Raw genomic sequence first — 17039 nt, forward strand, 5'->3', positions numbered from 1 at the left:
TAATTATCAGTTAAGATAACATATACGCCTAAAAAGAAATCATTACAATAGCTGCAAAAATGATATTTTTATCATAATTGGCAGTTTCCTCTGAAGAAGGCGACTCCAATCTGGATCTTCACAACAAAAAACCGGCACTCCCGAGGAGGCCGGCTGAATGATTGGACCGGTGAGCGCAGCACAGTAATCTGTACAGGCCTGCCGATCTGATTATAAATTACGCTTCTTCGAAAATCTGTTCTACCTGCGGCATGATCTCATCCCAGCTCGCATCCGGCAGTTTGGTGACTGTTACAAAGTCACGCATCCCAAAGATGTTATCGACACCGTCGATGTTAACCAGTGCCTGTGCCAGTGCATGATCCGTGCTGTCGCCGGCTTTGACGGAAGTACTGCCTGTTCCCTCAAAGATGGCACGATCTGCGTTGATTTTAACCGAATTCGGGTTAGGGGTAGTCTGAACATTAATTTGAATAGCCATGGATAGCTCCTTTACAAGTGGGATTGGTATATACAAAGCAGCCATGCTGCCTGCTTCCGTTATAGTGTCTCCGGCAGCGATTCTGCCGCCAGACTATTGCATTTGCAAATCAGCCGTTTTTACTGCTCGGAGCTGGTGTCGGGTTTCGGTGTTTTTTTCGGGTTGCGGGTCAGATCAAGAGATTCCCATCTGCCGCGCAGCCAGCTGTCGAACTCGTCGCCTTTTTCGCCTTCGTAGGCATTGTAGATATCAGTACGCATTTTGTTCAGCTTGTCCTTGAAGTCCTCGTACGTGTGCTCACGCGGCAGGCTCTTCTTGATACGGATCAGCGTCTTGGTCATATGATTGAACAGCTCTGTGTTGTGACGCTGTGGCAGTTGTACATCCTGACCGAGACTGCGCAGCTGCTTGTGGGCTTCTCTGCGTACAGCCGTTACCGGGTCATTGTTCATCAGATGCATAAGCAGGTCAATGACCGGCGGCTGGTCATACTGTCCCAGTTCCGTTACGGCACTCAGGCGCTGCTGCCAGTCCGCTGTACGGTGTGCTGCTTTTTTCAGTTCACTATAATTCTCGGGCAGCTCGTATTGTTTATTGGAATGATCTTCAGTTGTCAAAATATTCAGGTCTCCTCTGTACTTCCTTATACGGAAATGTTCTTATCCAGCTTCTATACTAACATATATATAACCGGACCGCTCCCGGAATATACAATCTGCGCCCCGAATCTGCCAAAATAACGTCGCTGCGTTCCTTCCGGCGTCGATTTAGGAAGATGATCGGCAAGTATGTTACATTTATAGTGATGGCCTGTAACGCCCGGTCTATTCACGTACCGGGTTATAGCAAATGGATCTGCACAGGTTCAGAATACCACTTCGCTGTTCATGATGGTCATGTCTACATAATATTTATACCAGGTATTCCACTTTATTCGAGGAGAATGCAAATGAAAAAAGCAATTCCAGCAGCCGCAGCAGGTCTTATCTTTCTGATTCCGGTCATTATATTGAGTGTGCTGGTATGGAAAGATTATACGAGTACATTTCAACTGCCTGCCGAGACACAGCAGGCCGATCCGGTGTCTGTAGAAAGCTTTGTCGCCTATGTCAAACAGTGGAATGCGATCGTGATCAACTGGGGGATCTGGCTGGTCATCACGCTGTTGATCTTCATAGGTGTGCCGCTGCTGATCAAGCTGCTGACGCTTCGCAGACAGAAGCAGCTGCAGCAGGGAATCCTGATCCAGGGCACCATTGTCTCGATGGCAGAGACAGGCACGCAGATCAACGATCAGCCGCTGATCCGGTTCATGGTAAGCTTCATGCATAAAGGACGCAGCGAACAGGCGGAGATCCGGCAGGTCGTCTCCTATCTGCATATGCCCAAGACCGGCGACCCGGTAATGATCAGCTACAATCCGGTGAACGGCAAGGCTCTATTCATAACCGAAAATGATCAGCAAAAGAATAACCTGCCTTCCCGTGAGCCTGAGGTTATTGCATCCGCTGTGCTGCAGCAGATCGACAGCCATGGCTCGATCCACCGGAGTGAAGCGCTGCTGCTGCATTTTGAAGCTGCAGGTCAGCGATACCGTGTACCTGTCGTGCAGGCACCAGGTTTCTTTTACCAGGTCGGAGAGACCGCTAATCTGCTGCAGATTGGCAGTACGGTGCGGATATTCAGCTATGGCGAAGCGATTCCATATCGCAAGCAGGATCATACGGCGATCACCGGGCAGCTTGTTCATGTACAGAAGTATCCGCTGCATATCGACGATCGCCAGCTGATGCTGCTGGAGCTGATCACCCGAACTGAAGGCGGCGGCGTGACCCGGCTGAACAGCCAGTTTGTGCCCCCGCATATGATCGACATGCTGCAGCCGGGAGTGGATATTCCAGTCAGCGTCAAAGTTGAGGAATATAACCGTGAAGCAGCACTGCTGCGCGGCAAGCAGGGTAGCGCCATCGTGCGTTCAGTGCAGTTTCACGGTACGAACGGCGAACGCCCGCGGGCTGTCATTATGGCAGAGCGCGGCGGTGTGGAATACCGGATCGAGCAGTCGATTGAGCCGCTGTACGGTGTCGTGGCAGGTGATGAACTGTGGGTCGCCTATGATGAACAGACACGGGAAGCGGTGATTGTGAAATATGCATCGGTGGAATAAGCAGATGATGTTGGTGGACGAGCAGCAAGCTTGCTGCTCAGCAGCTGTGCAGTGATCAGGTGACTTGTGATTATCAGATTACCGGAAAATAACATGAAGATATCGGAGGAGGAACAGGCATGCCGACTATATCGCAGCTGCTGGATCAGTACAAAATGAATTTCCCTACACGCATGGAAGCTAGAGTACAGGAACTGGTATCCACAGGCATGATTGAAATGGAAGCCCGCAGCCATATCCGGCTGAAGATCGCGCCAGGCATACAGGCAGAGCAGATTCCGACACTGGATAAGGGTGTCCTGCGGCCAGTCAGTCCACAGCTGCTGGAGCGGTTTGCCTATGCCGGCAGCTGGCTGGATCTTGGCGAGCATATGCTGGACCCTGTGCAGATGAAGGAAGTGATGAACGGGCAGCCTTTTCGTGAATGGATCGCTGCCATGCGGGACAACCGGGAAGACAGCGCACCGGCACGTTACCCGGATGACCGGCTGTCTGTACTGTCGGTAATAAGTGAAGATGATGGAGAGTACACCCTGCTGGTCTGGCCGGAGGACAAGTCGGCCGAACCGCGGGTGTACAGATATTACAGTCAGCAGGAGCAGCAGTTTGAGGATCTGGCAGACTGGCTGCGATGGATGAACGGTATGTCTTTTTAAATGAGTCCGGCTCGATCCATTCGAGCAATTCAGGGGCCAGCATACTGACTGCAATTCATGAATGATATGTTTATTTAAATGGGTCCAGTTCTGCTCGTCCGTGCTGTTCGGCAATCTGACGGATGCGTGCCTGCTGCTCTGCGGCTTCACGGGCAGCCTGCTCTGCCGGATATTCTGCTGAGCCGCCCAGTACAGCGAGCTTGCTCAGCTCCATCAGATGAATGAGCCGATAGTTGGCTTCGCGAATATCATCTTTGTCCTGAACCGCCTTTTCTATATTTTCAGGGTGCAGGGTCTCTCCTCTCAGGAAGCGGCCGTGCACTTTTTGTTTTACCTGCACAATCGATTCTTCGCCGGTCTGCACAGCCTGTTCGACTGCGGATATGGCATGCTGGCGGACCTTTTCTTCGTCCGCTGCTCCCGCAGATAGCTGTACCTGCAGAACCAGCGCGTACTCGATCCATGTCCAGTGATCATAGTTATTCTCAAAAGAAACGGCTGTCAGCGGCTCGATCAGCTGGCCTGCCGCTTCCGGTTCACCGGTAACATACAGCAGCCAGCCGAGCCGGACGCAGGTCTCCAGTTCGCCCTTGGTCGTGCGTCTGGCGCGGGCTGGTGTACGGGACAGATAGTCGGCAGCTTCGGTATCGTCGTGGATAATGGATAGTGCTTCCTTGAGCTTCATAAGGTAGGGATGCCTCCTCGCAAAATGGGACTGGTATACATACTGTATCCATTATACAGGAGCCTGTCGTTGCTGACAGACTCTTCTCGTGCAATTGGCTGTATTGATGTTGTCGTCTGCCGTTATCGTCCACTGCTTGATCTATTCGGACGATGGATCAGATTCAGACCTGCTTGGGCAGCCATTTGCCGTACTGCTGGCGCAGCCGGTGCAGTTCTTCGCTGCGGTGGAGTGCTTCCTGTTCCTGCGATTTGCCGACAGCGACGATCAGCGTCTCCAGCAGCACTAGCGGCGCAGCCATGGAGTGGAATTCCCATACTTCGCCTCTGGCAGTATAAAGCGCCACATCGGCCTTTTGCCGCATATCACTGACCGCCAGATCGGTTACCAGAATCGTATGACAGCCTGCTTCGCGGGCATAATCGAGCAGCGACGCCAGCTCCGGCGACTCCGCGACAAATCCGAACAGTACGACCGCATCGCCTGCTTTCATATGGATAAAGGACCCCAGCAGTTCATGACCGCCATAGTCCATCATGCGTACATGATTGCCGAACCGGTTCAGCCGGAATTCCAGCAGTACCGCCAGCGAGCGGGCCGAGCCGGGACCGTAGATATGCACTGTGTCCGCTTCCACCAGATACTGCACGGCCCGGTCGAATACCTCCTGCTCCAGTCGATCGGCAGTCTGCTGCAAATAGGCAGTCGTATCCATGATCTGCGCGGAAGCATTGCCCTGCTCCTCCATCCGGTCAAAGGCAGACTGCAGCTTGCGCGACGGAGAGACCAGTCCCTCCTCCTTGACCCGGTGCTTGAATTCCTTGAGATTGCGGCATTCAATCTCCGCCCAGAAGCGGGAGACGGTCGAGACGCTGACCTTGCAGGCTGCCGCGATATCTTCCTCCACCATAAAAGGAATGCCCTCGATATTTTTGATAATATAATCGGCGACCCGCTGGTGACTGCGGGACAGCCTATTACTGGCAAAAGTAAGTTCCATGATGCGGCCCTCTGCTTTCTGTTCATTAAGCCGGCTTGTCCAGTCCACTATGGACAGTACAAGTCGGCTTTTGGTGTACTGCTTTTATTCAGGATAACGTAAATGTACTGCAGCTGCTGCCGGAATAAGATTCAATTCGGCGAATCGGTAACTTCTACCTTCTTCTTGAGCAGCTTTTTCACTGCATTGGCGGCGCGTACCTGCAGATGCAGCGAAGGAGAGATACAGCGGCGGCACTGCCCTGCGCGAATCGCCTGACGAATCTCGTCCACCGTCTCATAAGTACCGGGCAGCTCGTTGAACACACAGCCGACCTGGAACATTTGGTGCGCATCACTACCAGCGACGACCGGCACATCATGCTGCTCACCCAGGGTGAGTACTTTGGCGATATTTTCCTGAATGCCGATCTCGTGCAGATCCTTGCCGTTCAGGTCAAAGGCATCGAATCGGCGCAGCAGCTCCGGTGCCACATGGTACAGATGATTGGATTCGCGGAACGGATGTCCCCCGATGACCATCAATCCTGCCGGATGACACAGATCGAACAGTCCTTCCAGCGGGATAAAATGCTCTGGCGAAGTGTAGCTCTCCAGTGCCTCACGTACCTGGAGCAGCGCGTCCTTGGGTCCACTGACCAGAATATGCCCGCCCTCGGCCACATCGACTTCCATACCGGTAAAGATGCGGAATCCATCCCGGTCATAATAATGCCCGTTGCACGGCAGATGCTGATCCAGCGTACCATACACCTCGTCAAACCGGCGGGTATTAAAATGCTCGGTCAGAATGATCGCATCCAGATCATGCGTTTTGGCTTCATCCAGAATGGTATAGAAGTGCTCCAGTGAAAAGTCTGTTTTCTTGGATAATTTGGCGTGAATATGAAAGTCGATTCTCATGATAGGTTCCTCCATAAAATTAAAATTCGATTAGGTGCATCATTTCAGCTAGAGATGCTGCTTCCCGTTCTTCTCGGCATGCTCAGGCCCGAACCATTTCCCGGATCGGCATCACCGGGCGGATATCCGTCAGCAGACGGCCGCTGTCCCGGTTGTATATATTCATATATTCGGGATTCAGCGTCATATACACCGTCTCGCCGCAGCTGTATTCGGCATCCCCGAGCACACGGGCGCTCAGTTCACTGCCATCGGTCATCAGCTTCACCAGCGTTTCGGCACCTGCCGGGAAGACTGCTTCGACGACAGACGGCACCGCATGCGGTACAAAGCTGCGATGCAGCTGGATATGCTCCGGCTTGATCGTCAAAATGACCGGCATCGTCTCTGTCAATGTAATGCCTTCCAGCGGAAAAGAGCAGACCGGCGAACTCAGATACACTCGTCCGCCATCCGCCGCGATCAGCTCGGCACCCATATGATTCGTGTCCATGCCGCCACTACCGAAGAAATCAGCCACCTGCAGCGTAGCCGGTCTGCGATACAGCACCTGCGGCCGATCCAGCTGCACAATCTCCCCTTCAAAAAACACCGCAATCCGCGTCGACAGGGTCAGCGCTTCCTGCTGGTCATGCGTCACATAGATAATCGTCGCGCCCAGTTCCCGGTGCAGCCGCTTGAGCTCTGCTCTCATCTCCACACGTAGCCGGGCATCCAGATTGGATAATGGCTCATCCAGCAGCAGCACCTGCGGCTCGGTCACAATCGCTCTCGCAATCGCAACCCGCTGCTGCTGCCCGCCGGACAGCTCACCCGGATAACGTTCGGCCAGATCGGCGATACGTACTTTTTCCAGGGCGGCGGTGACCTTTTCACGAATCTCGGTTCTGGACTGGCGGCGCACCTGCAGACCGAATGCCACATTCTCATAGACCGACATATGCGGCCACAGGGCATAGCTCTGGAACACAAGACTCAGTCCGCGCTTGGCTGGGTCCATATGGTAGGCGGTCTCTCCATTGGCTACTTCCTGGCCGTGCAGCACAATCGTGCCACCATCCGCTTTTTGCAGACCGGCAATCGTGCGCAGCAGCGTCGTCTTGCCGCAGCCGGAAGGCCCGAGAAAGGTCATAAAGTCCCCCTGCTCAATCGTCAGGTCGATGCCTTTCAGTATGCTTTTGCGGCCCATATCGACGCGGATTCCCTGCAGTTCAATCGCATTCATATCATTGTCCTCCAATCCCTGTGGTCAGATCTGCCTTGCCGTATCGGGTGGCCAGATAATAGACCAGAATCACAATCGCAATCATAATCATCAGCACCACATTGGTCAGCTGGGTGTAGCCTTTTTCCACATATTCAAATGTTAATGTCGTCAGTGTCTCCGTACGCGGCGTAACCAGCATGATGATCAACTCCGTCTCCTTCATCGCCCCGATAAATACGAGCAAAAAGGCGGACAGCAGACTTTTGCGGTTCAGCGGCAGCAGAATTCGGCGGAACCGGGTCCACCAGGAAGCCCCGCTCACCTGGGCCGATTCCTCCAGCTCTCCGCCAATCTGCATGACCGACGCACTGCCTGCCTTGACGGTAAAAGGCAGTTCCTTGACGACGGTAATCAGAATGATCAGCCAGACCGTACCATACAGCGCGGGAACGATAAAATGCGGCTTGGCAAACATCGTAATATAGATTGCAGACAGCGAAATCCCCGGAATCAGATACGGGAAAAAGGATACCTGATCGACCATGCGCCCGATCCACGTCTGTTTGCCTCTGGCCGCCACATAACCGAGAATCAGACCGACTACGGCAGCGATCACCGACGAGATGGCCGCAATCCAGAGCGAATTGCGCAGTGCCAGCAAGAAGATCGGATTGTGCAGTACGCCCTTTTCACCGGAATTGATCCCGCTCACCGAGCCGCCGATCCAGTAATGGAGCGTCCAGTTATCCGCCGTATACACGCCTTCGCGCAGCATAAATGTCTGCAGCAGCAAAATAAGCAGCGGTACGACCGAGACCAGCGTCATAAGCATGACTGTGATCCCTGCCAGCGGACGGCGCAGACGCCCCAGCGGCATAACGGTCTTGTGGCTGTCCTTGCCGGTGACAGTAACAAAGCTGCGCTGGCGGCCGACGATCCGGTGGTTCATATAGATCATCAGCATCGAGATCAGCATCAGCATCAGACTGAGCACATGCGCTTCTGTCGTCAGCCGAGCACGCATACTCGAATACAGCATCGTCGAGATCATATAGAAATCGACCGGTGTACCAAGAATGGCCGGTACCCCGTACGAACTGATCGCCCGGGTAAAGGTAAGAATAAATCCCGAGAGAATCGCCGGCAGCATCAGCGGAAATACAATTCTGCGCAAAATTCGGAATCGTCCCGCTCCGCTCATACTCGCCGCTTCCTCCAGCTGGCTGTTCATCGAACTGAGCGCCGCGCCGACCAGCAGGAAGAAATACACACTGTCATGGATCGATAGCGACGCCACGATCGGCACGAATCCGTATGCCAGCCAGTCCGGCGTGCTTATATGGGTGAGCGACTGCAGAATCCCCGGCGTCCCGCCAATCTTTTCGTTTTTGAAAAAAGTTAGCCAGGCCTGCGCAATAACCCAGGATGGCAGCAGATACGGAATGACCGCCAGAAAGGTAATGCCTTTTTTGAAAGGAAGATCGGTACGGGTGACCAGCCAAGCCAGACCGCAGCCGAGCACCATCGAGATGACCGATACACACAGCGCTACCGCCGATGCATGGAGAATCGGCTTGTAAAACAGGGATGAACTGATGTCGCTCGCCAGCACCCGCTGCCAGTGATAAAACGTAAAATGCCCCGGATTGGCTGCTGCGGTAATCCGCATATCCTGCTGCTTCCAGACGAAGGTGGCGATCAGAATCTCCACTACCGGCCAGATAATCGTATAGGTGAGGAACAACAGCCCGATTGTACCGATCAGGTTCACCGGATTGCGCAGCCAGCCAGTCACCTGATTCCACAGACGGCTCCGGTTTCGTTTCAGGGAGATGGGGGACAATGACTTGCTGGACATCCGGCTCCCCTCCTTTTTTTGTATTTTGAGTTTGTAGGATTGAAGCTATGAAGCTGCAGCAATGGCAGCAATCACACTGATCCACGGTGCAGCTTCATCAGACTTTGATTATTTTTGCTGAATCCAGAAGTCGCGTACCTTTGGTGAAGTCATATACAGTGTGTCCGCATCATAATCCCACAGGTTCAGCTCTTCAAAGCCGATCGGGTTCTTGGTCTTCACATCCGAACGCGGTACCCATGATCCCACTTCGTTAAAGGCTGCGAGGCCCTCGCCCTTACCATCCTGCTCGCCCATCATCCAGCGGATAAACAGCTTGCCGGCGGCCTGGTGCGGCGCTTTGTTGGCAATGTACAGGTAGCCGGAATCCGCTACTGACGTCTTCGGCTGGATATCGTAGATCGGCTTCACATCCCAGCCATTCTCCTCGACTTTGGACACATCGCCGGAGACGGCGATACCCACTGCACCGCTCGGCGTTTTGCCGATCGCATCCAGTACATCGTCACTGCCCTTGAGGACGGTCAGTCCGTTGGCGAACAACTGACGGATGAATTCATAGCCGGCATTTTCCGTACCGCTGAGCTGAATATCCTTGCCGAACTTTTGCTTGTAGGCGGCAGCCATATCATCGCTATGTATGACCATCGTAGTGAACAGATCCATAAAAGCCGGAGAGCTGAGCGGATCGGCGACATATATTTTGTTCTTGAACTCCGGCGTGGTCAGGTCCCACCAGTTGGTGACGGGAGTCTTTTTGTAATAGTCGGTGTTGTAAAAGATCGTGCGGAATTCGGCATAGTTGGCATAACCTGGCGCTTTGGTGCGGTAAGGCTCGTCGACTTTGGGCGCGATATCATCGGGCAGGTATTTGAGATAACGTCCCTGTTCGACCATTTCCTTGCCGACCGCTCCGCTCACTTCCTTGGTGATGATCACATCCGGGTTGAACTGTCCGGCATCCTGTTCATTGGTGACTTTATCCATCATCTCGTCGGATTTGACTTTGCTCACTTCGACTTTGACGCCGGGGTACTTTTTCATAAAGGTCTCGGCGGCATCATTGGCCCGGCCGGATGTGGAATACACGACTACTTTACCTTCCTGCTTGGCCTGGGCGTATAGCTGGTCCGCCGTTTCATTCGTCGTTATCGTCTGAGCCGCCTGTCCGTTCGCCGCCGCTTCGGTTCCTGTATTGCCACAGGCCGATAACAGCAGAGCAGGCACGAGCAGCAGAGACAGCAAGCCTGCAGGTTTGATCCATTGGTGATTCATTGATCCGTTTTTCATAAATTCCTCCTGGAATACATGATAAATGGCATCCTCCGGCATTGCTGTCCTTCAGCTTGCCGTGCGCCGCTTTCTTTATTCATATTAGGGGGGAAGTGTAAGAAGATGATTAACGAAGGTGAAGAATTTGGTAAAAAATTATCTTTTTATTTAATTATGATAATTTTCTTTCAAAAAAAGAAAGAAAGCGACCGTGGGCTGCCTCGGGTTGAGGAAGCTACGGTCGCTTGGGAGTTGCTATGGGCGGTGAGGTTGCAGGTCTGGTACTTCTAGCGTCATTAGCTGCATCGTTCAATTTGCCCTGTACGCTTGTATCACCAATTGTCCCATCGACGGTAATGGTGAACAGGCTGCGCAATTAAGATTAGTCATGGCTGTTCATAAAAGGGGCAGCCAGACGGGATGGATGCAGCTTTTCTCCAAGGGTGTAGAATTCGCAGAAGCTCATCATCAGCGGCTTCCAGCGGTCCGGATTGATATGGTTGCGAGGGGGCGTGAGCAGGGATTCCTCAATATGTACCTTGGCGATTCGCAGTTCAACAGCGTTGATATGGCCGGTGCCCTTGTTGTCAAAGGCATGGATTTGTTCGACGACGGCTTCCATCTGCACAGGGCATTCCTGTACTCTTGGCGCATTGACCTGATCGGCTTGCAGCGGGTGCAGGCCGGCGCTGGTGAATTTGTCGGGTTCGTGTATGTAACCCATCGCTGCTTTGTATTCCGGTACTGGCGTTCTGCCGGTTGTGAGTGCCAGGCGGTCGACTGCATGGACCTGGTCGGCGGAAGGCAGGTTCAGTACGCACTGCTGCTCTCTTTGCAGATTCAGCATCGTCTGGGAGCGGCTGGACATGCCGATCATGCAGGAATGGTTCAGCCACCAGATCGATGAGATCGGTGCCAGATTGGGTGTTCCGTCTTCATTCAGGGTACTGATCAGTACGACCGGTGTGCCGAAATACAGCATGCTTGGATCGATAGTTTGGTGCATGGGATCACTCCTCTGTAACAGGTTATGCCCAGTATAAAAGAGGCGGGAGTGATCCGTCTTTTGTTATCTTGCTTGTTCATTGCTGCTGTACATCCGCAGCCGATAAGCGGTGGGAGTCTGCCCGTTTTTCTTTTTGAACAGGGTGGCAAAATAGGCGGGATTCAGGAAGCCTACATCCATGCCGATCTCGGAGACGGTCTTCTGTGTCTCCCGCAATAGCCCTGCCGCCTGCTGCAGGCGTATGGACTGGAGGTATTCGGCGGGAGAGCAGCCTTTGAGTTCCGTGAACGAGCGCTGCAAATGAAACGGGCTTACACTGACTTCCCGGGACAGATCATCCAGACTCCAATTTTCCGCATAGCGCTGTTCGATCAGCAGAGCCACATCTTCGACCCATTCGGTGCGCGGCGGCTGCAGCTGATCCGGCTGGCATCTTTTGCAGGCATGGAATCCGGCATCCAGCGCTTCCTGTCCATTTCGGAAGACCTTTACATTCTCCCGGTTGGGCATACGTGATTTGCAGGATGGTCTGCAGAAAATGCGGGTAGTCTTAACCGCGTAAAAGAAAATACCGTCGTAGGAGGCATCGTTACGGATGATCGCTTGCCAGTGGGTTTCTGTTAATTCCAGGCCGTTATGGTTAGACATATGATCTCTCCTTCCAATCTTGCTACCTAATTGTTGAAATACATTGGGCTGTCTTGTGTAACGTTCAAATGACTCTGCCGCTTGGCAAATCTATTCTACTAATCTCTTTTTATAACAAATATGGAAAAGTACCTCGGTTTCATTTCATAATTCATTTTACGCTTTTTTGCTTCTGAATTGGTTACTTCTCTTTATGTATTTCCATAAAAATCAGACTCCGACTTGTCCTGTCACCATTTTAGTGAAAACGCTACCTTTTAGCTGGATACTTACTCTTTTATAGCTCGCTTAGCTATTTAGTCCCTGCTCCTTTTGACCGATATAAATACGTGATTACATTTTATGTTAAGTATTACTAGATCAGGGGGAGTCAATTTGATTACAAAATGGAAATGGAGCAATCTGAAAATCGGCATGAAGTATATGCTTATTTTCGCTCTGGTATCGGTTATTTTCCTGGCATCTGTCGCCGCTACCTATACGGTACTACAGAACGCCCGGAAAACAATGGAGACATCCAGTATGAAGAGTTGGGGAGCGATGAACATCTCCGAGCTGCTGTCTTTGTACAACCAGAAATACAATCATATTCCTGAATATATATTACTGTCCGAAGATCGGATTTTATCCAATTATCTGGATGACAGCATGAAATTCACGGAGATCGCCAAGCAAGCCAAAACGCTGCTCAGTGCCGAACAGATGCAGACATTTAATCAGATCCTGGAGAACAATGACAAGCTGGATCAATACTTCTTCAGTACCATCGTTCCCAATGTACAAAATATCAATACCCAGAGCTTCGGCAAACTCCAGACAGAAGCTGAACAGCTGAAAGCACAAACGATGGAAGCCGGCAATCAGCTCAAGGAAGTCGCCAGCCGGGAGAGCGGCCAATCCATCGAGCAGACCAAAAAAGGCATGACCAGTACCGTCACCCTGCTCGTCGTATCCGGAATTGCCTCTATTGTAATCGGCTTTGTCCTCATGTATGTGATCAGCCGCCGCATCAACCGGGAATTGAACAAAGTCGTTCAGGCGAGCGACCGTATCGCCGAAGGTCAGCTGAATAATGAACCGCTTCTCTATACCGGCAATGACGAGATCGGGCTGCTGTCCGACTCGATTAACCGAATGGGTTCTTCCCTGCAAAATATGATCCGTGAAGTGCAGGTGCTCGCTGTGGAAATGGATACTCACGGAACCGCATTGTCCGATGTATCCGGCAGAGTCAAAGAAAGCAGCGAACAGATCGCCATCACTATCGAGGAACTTGCTTCCGGAGCCAGCAGCCAGGCAAACGAAACAACAGAAATTGCCGAAAGTACGCACGAGTTCAGCGGACGTCTGGATCGTGCCCGTGCCCACAGCGAAGAACTCGTCACCTTCTCCGATGAAGCCCTCAGTGCTTCCATCAAAGGCGACCATCAGATGAAAGCTTCCCTGGAACAGATGAGCGTGATCAATCAGGTCATGAACCAATCTGTAGATAAAGTAGCCAGTCTTGAAGCCAAAACGCATTCCATTACGGAAATTACCGATGTGATCAAATCGATTGCCAAGCAGACCAACCTGCTGGCGCTGAATGCTTCCATTGAAGCGGCACGCGCAGGTGAAGCCGGCAAAGGATTCGCGGTCGTCGCCGGAGAAATCCGCAAATTGTCGGAAGAAGTCTCCCGCTCGGTCGAAGATATTACCGGCGTGATTAGCGACATTCAGGAACAATCTACCGTCATGTCCCAGGAACTGAAGCAGGGCTATGCGGAAGTATCCGAAGGTACACAGAAGATCGAGATCACCGGACAGTACTTTGCCGAGATCAAGCAGTATATTGAAGACATGACCGGACGCGTCAGTGCCATTTCCGATACGGTACAGCATGCCCAGAGCGCCAGCAGCCAGATTAATGAAGCGGTCAACAACAGTGCCGCCATTTCCGAAGAGTCGGCGGCAGGTGCCGAGGAGATCTCAGCTTCCGTCCATGAACAGAAAGCTTCCATCGATCATATCTCCAGCAGCGCCCTGCAGCTCAAGGAAATGGTCGAACGAATGAATACCATGATCGGACGCTTCCATCTGTAGATGAAGCCGATATCAGGAGGATATAACATGAGAAAAACCAAAACACTGCTTGGAACGATGCTGCTTGCCACTGCCGTACTGTCGACCGCCTGCGGACCGGCACCGGCTGCTCCGACTTCCGACCCTGCCAAGGTCAAATTGACACCGGATGACAAGCCTTATGTAGGCTTCGTTCTCGATACACTCAAAGAAGAGCGCTGGTACAAAGACAAAGCATTGTTCGAGAAAGAAATTCAGGACCAGGGCGGCCGGGTCAAGACGCTCGCAGCCAACGGGCTGGACGATGTACAGCTCAAGCAAGCTGAACTGCTCATCCATGAAGGGGTCGATGTGCTCGTCGTTGTGCCTCATGATGCCGAGAAATCCGCTGCTATCGTCGAAAAAGCCCACGCCGCCGGAATCAAAGTCGTCTCCTATGACCGGTTGATCAAAAACGCGGATGTCGACTACTATGTGTCTTTTGATAACGAGAAGGTTGGCGTAATGCAGGCACAGGAAATCGTCAAACGTCAGCCGACCGGCAGCTATGCCTATATCGGCGGTGCCAAAACCGATAATAATGCCATCCTGTTCCGCCAGGGTGCCATGAGCGTATTACAGCCATTGATCGACAAAGGCGATATTCGCCTCGTGTATGACCAGTACACCGAAGGCTGGGACCCGGCCACTGCACAGAAAAATATGGCTTCCGCCCTCCAGCAAAACGGTAATAAGATCGATGCGGTCGTCGCAGCCAATGACGGAACAGCCGGTGGGGTCATTAATTCACTGCAGGCCGCAGGCGTCAGCGGTGTGCCTGTATCCGGACAGGATGCCGAACTCGCAGGTGTACAGCGCGTTGCCAAAGGTACCCAGGCGATGACCATTTACAAGCCGATCACAGCCATCGCCAAACAGGCTGCCGATATGGCGCTGCAGGTAGCACAGGGTACAGCCATCCAGACAACCAGCCAGGTGAACAACGGCAAAATCGACGTCCCTTCCATCCTGCTGGAGCCTACCGCTGTGACCGCTGACAATATCCGTGATACCGTCGTCAAGGATGACTATCTCAAGGAAGCCGACATTTACGGTACGAAATAACAACCCATTTATCTAATCAAAAGGAATACAACTATCAAAAAGCCGGAGACTGCATATGCAGCTGGTATTATCCCCTCATGGTAGACAATGTAAAAAAGACATCTGGTAAGATGGACTTAAACATTGGAGACTGGAGGGGATTTTTTGTGGGGAAAACAGGCCGTATGAATAACCGTTATCCTGAAGAGCTAAAAATGCAAGCCGTTAGACGGGTTACCGAGGGGAAACATATCGTACCGAGAGGTGGCCAGACAACTTGGAATTCGAAATAAATCACAGGTAGAAGTATGGGTAAAGCGGTACCGCGAAGGCCAGCCAATTTCAGCAAGAGGCACCGCTGCGTAAACGAGTTACTGACATTACATACATTCGTGTGGGAGAGCGTTTTGTGTATCTCTCCGCAATCCAGGATTTATATAACAACGAGGTTGTGGCTTGGCATTTGTCCGAGCGAAATGATCTCTTGCTGGTTACCAAAACAGTAGACATGCTCTGTGAGAAAACAGATCTAACGGATGCCCTCCTGCATTCTGATCAGGGATTTCAATACACCTCAAAGCCGTTTAACCGTAAACTTGCCGACTTGGAATCGTCGGCAGCCATTCTAGACGTGGAAACTGCCTTGACAATGCCTGTATCGAATCGTTCTTTTCACATCTGAAAACCGAAAAAATATATTTAACACATCTAGAATCGGTTTCTGACTTGAAACAAGCTATCCAAGAATACGTTTCATTTTATAACCACGAACGCTTTCAGAATAAACTAAACGACCGTTCCCCGGTGGAATACCGAGAAACGGTCGCAGCATAATAGTGTCTCTTTTTTCTTGTCTACTTAACAGGGTTATGACCAAAGCTTCCGGCTTTTTAATTATTTATAGTTAGACCACTTAGCCTATTAACTTTTGTGTATGCCGCGCCTATTTTAAACGTAATCAATCATTAGTTTTCAGACACGTCCCAATCATTCAACCATAATGTTGAAGCTTAAAAGTAAACTCTGCTTAGTCGAATGGTCGAATGTTAACGCGTTTTTAGCTTAGAAGGCTTAATGTGATTTAAAATATATAAAATTAATTTACAGCGTAAGGCTTAACAATAATATAACTTAGGTTGGCATTACCAATAAGTTTTCTTTTTTTAGTAATAGAGCCACCAGATTTTACTGCTTGATGATTTTCTCTCTTATAATTGTAAAGTTCTGCCTGCGAGTTGCCATTAGCAAGCATATAAACTGAATGAACGTCTTCTTTTCCTTGCTCAATGGTATGATCTGTAACGTTTTTAGCAGTATAAGTTAAGCTACCTCTCCAGATATTATTTTTTGGATCGCTAGAAGAAATATCTACTTTATAAGATGTAATTGTAAAAGCAGTCTGATTTTCATCTAGATTAGCTCTATCTTGTGTCTCTTGAGTTAATTGTTTAGTACTCTTCATATAATGAGGATCATTTAATTCAATTAATTTGCTGTCTGCATTATAATTCCCTTTTACATCCAAATATTCGAGTAATACCTTAAGAGGAACAAATAAAGAATTCATTTTTTGAACAGGTATTGTATCCATTTGTTTCGCAACCTGATCAATGACTACATCTTTAGAATTAGTAGTGACCATTAGATTATGGCCATTTAATTTGATATTGGCTGTTTTGGAACTTCCATTATATGAAACCTCCGCCCCTAGCAAATCACTTAACGAACGCAATGGAACGAGAAGGCGGTTGTTTTTATCAACGTATGGAGAGGTTGGATAGGTAAAAAGGATATAATATTGATTGATTTTTAATATAGGTGGAGATGTGGCTTTTGTTGCTGCTTGGGCACTACTTTCCTTAGGAAAGCAAAATACGATTAAAAGAAAAAGCGATAATATAATCTTGTACATTTTCATAGTATTAGCTCCTTAGAAGTTTTATTTATTAACGTAATAAACTAAAAAATGTTACATAATGTAGTTTTCTAATAGTCCAAAGCTCAATAGTTTGA

Annotated in this window: 17 protein-coding genes and 1 pseudogene; 7 read left to right on the plus strand and 11 right to left on the minus strand. The window is 50.7% G+C overall.

Annotated elements, in window-relative coordinates:
• Positions 1 to 217: 217 nt before the first annotated feature.
• Positions 218 to 481 carry a NifU N-terminal domain-containing protein gene (locus tag WH45_RS19015; protein WP_046215996.1) on the minus strand — a complete coding sequence of 88 codons (264 nt, stop codon included), beginning with the start codon at positions 479 to 481 and terminating at the stop codon, positions 218 to 220.
• Positions 482 to 600: 119 nt separating this feature from the next.
• Positions 601 to 1098, minus strand: coding sequence for a HEAT repeat domain-containing protein (locus WH45_RS19020; RefSeq protein ID WP_046215997.1), 498 nt, complete (start codon positions 1096 to 1098; stop codon positions 601 to 603).
• A 332-nt stretch (positions 1099 to 1430) separates the two neighbouring features.
• Here WH45_RS19020 and WH45_RS19025 point away from each other — a divergent pair, with 332 nt between their 5' ends.
• Positions 1431 to 2648 (plus strand): hypothetical protein, encoded by a 1218-nt coding sequence (locus tag WH45_RS19025; protein ID WP_052723861.1) that lies wholly within the window; start codon positions 1431 to 1433, stop codon positions 2646 to 2648.
• Positions 2649 to 2767: 119 nt separating this feature from the next.
• Complete coding sequence (locus WH45_RS19030; RefSeq protein ID WP_046215998.1) at positions 2768 to 3304, plus strand: hypothetical protein; 537 nt, start codon at positions 2768 to 2770, stop codon at positions 3302 to 3304.
• A 70-nt stretch (positions 3305 to 3374) separates the two neighbouring features.
• Here the strand turns inward: WH45_RS19030 and WH45_RS19035 are convergent, their stop codons facing one another.
• The 6 genes from WH45_RS19035 to WH45_RS19060 all read right to left on the minus strand — a co-directional run bounded on the left by WH45_RS19035 (position 3375) and on the right by WH45_RS19060 (position 10246).
• Complete coding sequence (locus WH45_RS19035; RefSeq protein ID WP_046215999.1) at positions 3375 to 3989, minus strand: DUF6707 family protein; 615 nt, start codon at positions 3987 to 3989, stop codon at positions 3375 to 3377.
• Positions 3990 to 4152: 163 nt separating this feature from the next.
• A complete protein-coding gene (locus tag WH45_RS19040; RefSeq protein ID WP_046216000.1) occupies positions 4153 to 4989 on the minus strand; it encodes a MurR/RpiR family transcriptional regulator in 837 nt (278 codons plus the stop codon).
• A gap of 131 nt (positions 4990 to 5120) precedes the next feature.
• On the minus strand, positions 5121 to 5891 hold the full coding sequence (locus WH45_RS19045) for a PHP-associated domain-containing protein (RefSeq protein ID WP_046216001.1): 771 nt from the start codon (positions 5889 to 5891) through the stop codon (positions 5121 to 5123).
• An 82-nt stretch (positions 5892 to 5973) separates the two neighbouring features.
• Positions 5974 to 7116, minus strand: coding sequence for an ABC transporter ATP-binding protein (locus WH45_RS19050; protein ID WP_046216002.1), 1143 nt, complete (start codon positions 7114 to 7116; stop codon positions 5974 to 5976).
• Position 7117: 1 nt separating this feature from the next.
• Positions 7118 to 8956 carry an ABC transporter permease gene (locus WH45_RS19055; RefSeq protein ID WP_046216003.1) on the minus strand — a complete coding sequence of 613 codons (1839 nt, stop codon included), beginning with the start codon at positions 8954 to 8956 and terminating at the stop codon, positions 7118 to 7120.
• A gap of 108 nt (positions 8957 to 9064) precedes the next feature.
• Positions 9065 to 10246, minus strand: a complete 1182-nt coding sequence (locus tag WH45_RS19060; RefSeq protein WP_046216067.1) for an ABC transporter substrate-binding protein — start codon at positions 10244 to 10246, stop codon at positions 9065 to 9067.
• A gap of 105 nt (positions 10247 to 10351) precedes the next feature.
• On the opposite strand from WH45_RS19060, the gene WH45_RS23615 reads away from it, so the two are divergent.
• Positions 10352 to 10519, plus strand: a complete 168-nt coding sequence (locus WH45_RS23615; RefSeq protein ID WP_156075162.1) for a hypothetical protein — start codon at positions 10352 to 10354, stop codon at positions 10517 to 10519.
• 91 nt (positions 10520 to 10610) lie between these two features.
• Here WH45_RS23615 and WH45_RS19065 read toward each other — a convergent pair whose 3' ends face one another.
• On the minus strand, positions 10611 to 11234 hold the full coding sequence (locus WH45_RS19065) for a flavin reductase family protein (RefSeq protein WP_046216004.1): 624 nt from the start codon (positions 11232 to 11234) through the stop codon (positions 10611 to 10613).
• A 63-nt stretch (positions 11235 to 11297) separates the two neighbouring features.
• The gene (locus tag WH45_RS19070; RefSeq protein ID WP_046216005.1) at positions 11298 to 11882 is read right to left on the minus strand and encodes a bifunctional transcriptional activator/DNA repair enzyme AdaA; all 585 of its coding nucleotides are present in this window, start codon (positions 11880 to 11882) and stop codon (positions 11298 to 11300) included.
• A gap of 375 nt (positions 11883 to 12257) precedes the next feature.
• On the opposite strand from WH45_RS19070, the gene WH45_RS19075 reads away from it, so the two are divergent.
• The 4 genes and pseudogenes from WH45_RS19075 to WH45_RS23800 form a co-directional block, all read left to right on the plus strand.
• The gene (locus tag WH45_RS19075) at positions 12258 to 13964 is read left to right on the plus strand and encodes a methyl-accepting chemotaxis protein (RefSeq protein WP_235338419.1); all 1707 of its coding nucleotides are present in this window, start codon (positions 12258 to 12260) and stop codon (positions 13962 to 13964) included.
• Between the two features lie 27 nt (positions 13965 to 13991).
• Positions 13992 to 15047, plus strand: a complete 1056-nt coding sequence (locus tag WH45_RS19080; RefSeq protein WP_046216007.1) for a sugar ABC transporter substrate-binding protein — start codon at positions 13992 to 13994, stop codon at positions 15045 to 15047.
• A 243-nt stretch (positions 15048 to 15290) separates the two neighbouring features.
• The gene (locus WH45_RS23255) at positions 15291 to 15392 is read left to right on the plus strand and encodes a hypothetical protein (RefSeq protein ID WP_235338420.1); all 102 of its coding nucleotides are present in this window, start codon (positions 15291 to 15293) and stop codon (positions 15390 to 15392) included.
• Positions 15364 to 15860, plus strand: a pseudogene (locus WH45_RS23800) (IS3 family transposase); the annotation flags it as partial. The gene WH45_RS23255 and the pseudogene WH45_RS23800, both read left to right, overlap by 29 nt.
• 262 nt (positions 15861 to 16122) lie before the next feature.
• Here WH45_RS23800 and WH45_RS19095 read toward each other — a convergent pair.
• Positions 16123 to 16944, minus strand: coding sequence for a copper amine oxidase N-terminal domain-containing protein (locus WH45_RS19095; RefSeq protein ID WP_046216010.1), 822 nt, complete (start codon positions 16942 to 16944; stop codon positions 16123 to 16125).
• Between the last annotated feature and the right edge of the window lie 95 nt (positions 16945 to 17039).

The organism is Paenibacillus wulumuqiensis (genome assembly GCF_000971965.1).
Classification (GTDB): Bacteria; Bacillota; Bacilli; order Paenibacillales; family Paenibacillaceae; genus Saccharibacillus; species Saccharibacillus wulumuqiensis.

What these genes read in the sequence shown, in the direction of transcription:
- WH45_RS19015 (WP_046215996.1), bottom strand. Translation starts at nt 481, where the DNA reads ATGGCTATTCAAATTAATGTTCAGACTACCCCTAACCCGAATTCGGTT.
- WH45_RS19025 (WP_052723861.1), top strand. Translation starts at nt 1,431, where the DNA reads ATGAAAAAAGCAATTCCAGCAGCCGCAGCAGGTCTTATCTTTCTGATT.
- WH45_RS19030 (WP_046215998.1), top strand. Translation starts at nt 2,768, where the DNA reads ATGCCGACTATATCGCAGCTGCTGGATCAGTACAAAATGAATTTCCCT.
- WH45_RS19035 (WP_046215999.1), bottom strand. Translation starts at nt 3,989, where the DNA reads ATGAAGCTCAAGGAAGCACTATCCATTATCCACGACGATACCGAAGCT.
- WH45_RS19040 (WP_046216000.1), bottom strand. Translation starts at nt 4,989, where the DNA reads ATGGAACTTACTTTTGCCAGTAATAGGCTGTCCCGCAGTCACCAGCGG.
- WH45_RS19045 (WP_046216001.1), bottom strand. Translation starts at nt 5,891, where the DNA reads ATGAGAATCGACTTTCATATTCACGCCAAATTATCCAAGAAAACAGAC.
- WH45_RS19050 (WP_046216002.1), bottom strand. Translation starts at nt 7,116, where the DNA reads ATGAATGCGATTGAACTGCAGGGAATCCGCGTCGATATGGGCCGCAAA.
- WH45_RS19055 (WP_046216003.1), bottom strand. Translation starts at nt 8,956, where the DNA reads ATGTCCAGCAAGTCATTGTCCCCCATCTCCCTGAAACGAAACCGGAGC.
- WH45_RS19060 (WP_046216067.1), bottom strand. Translation starts at nt 10,246, where the DNA reads ATGAAAAACGGATCAATGAATCACCAATGGATCAAACCTGCAGGCTTG.
- WH45_RS23615 (WP_156075162.1), top strand. Translation starts at nt 10,352, where the DNA reads ATGATTAACGAAGGTGAAGAATTTGGTAAAAAATTATCTTTTTATTTA.
- WH45_RS19065 (WP_046216004.1), bottom strand. Translation starts at nt 11,234, where the DNA reads ATGCACCAAACTATCGATCCAAGCATGCTGTATTTCGGCACACCGGTC.
- WH45_RS19070 (WP_046216005.1), bottom strand. Translation starts at nt 11,882, where the DNA reads ATGTCTAACCATAACGGCCTGGAATTAACAGAAACCCACTGGCAAGCG.
- WH45_RS19080 (WP_046216007.1), top strand. Translation starts at nt 13,992, where the DNA reads ATGAGAAAAACCAAAACACTGCTTGGAACGATGCTGCTTGCCACTGCC.
- WH45_RS19095 (WP_046216010.1), bottom strand. Translation starts at nt 16,944, where the DNA reads ATGAAAATGTACAAGATTATATTATCGCTTTTTCTTTTAATCGTATTT.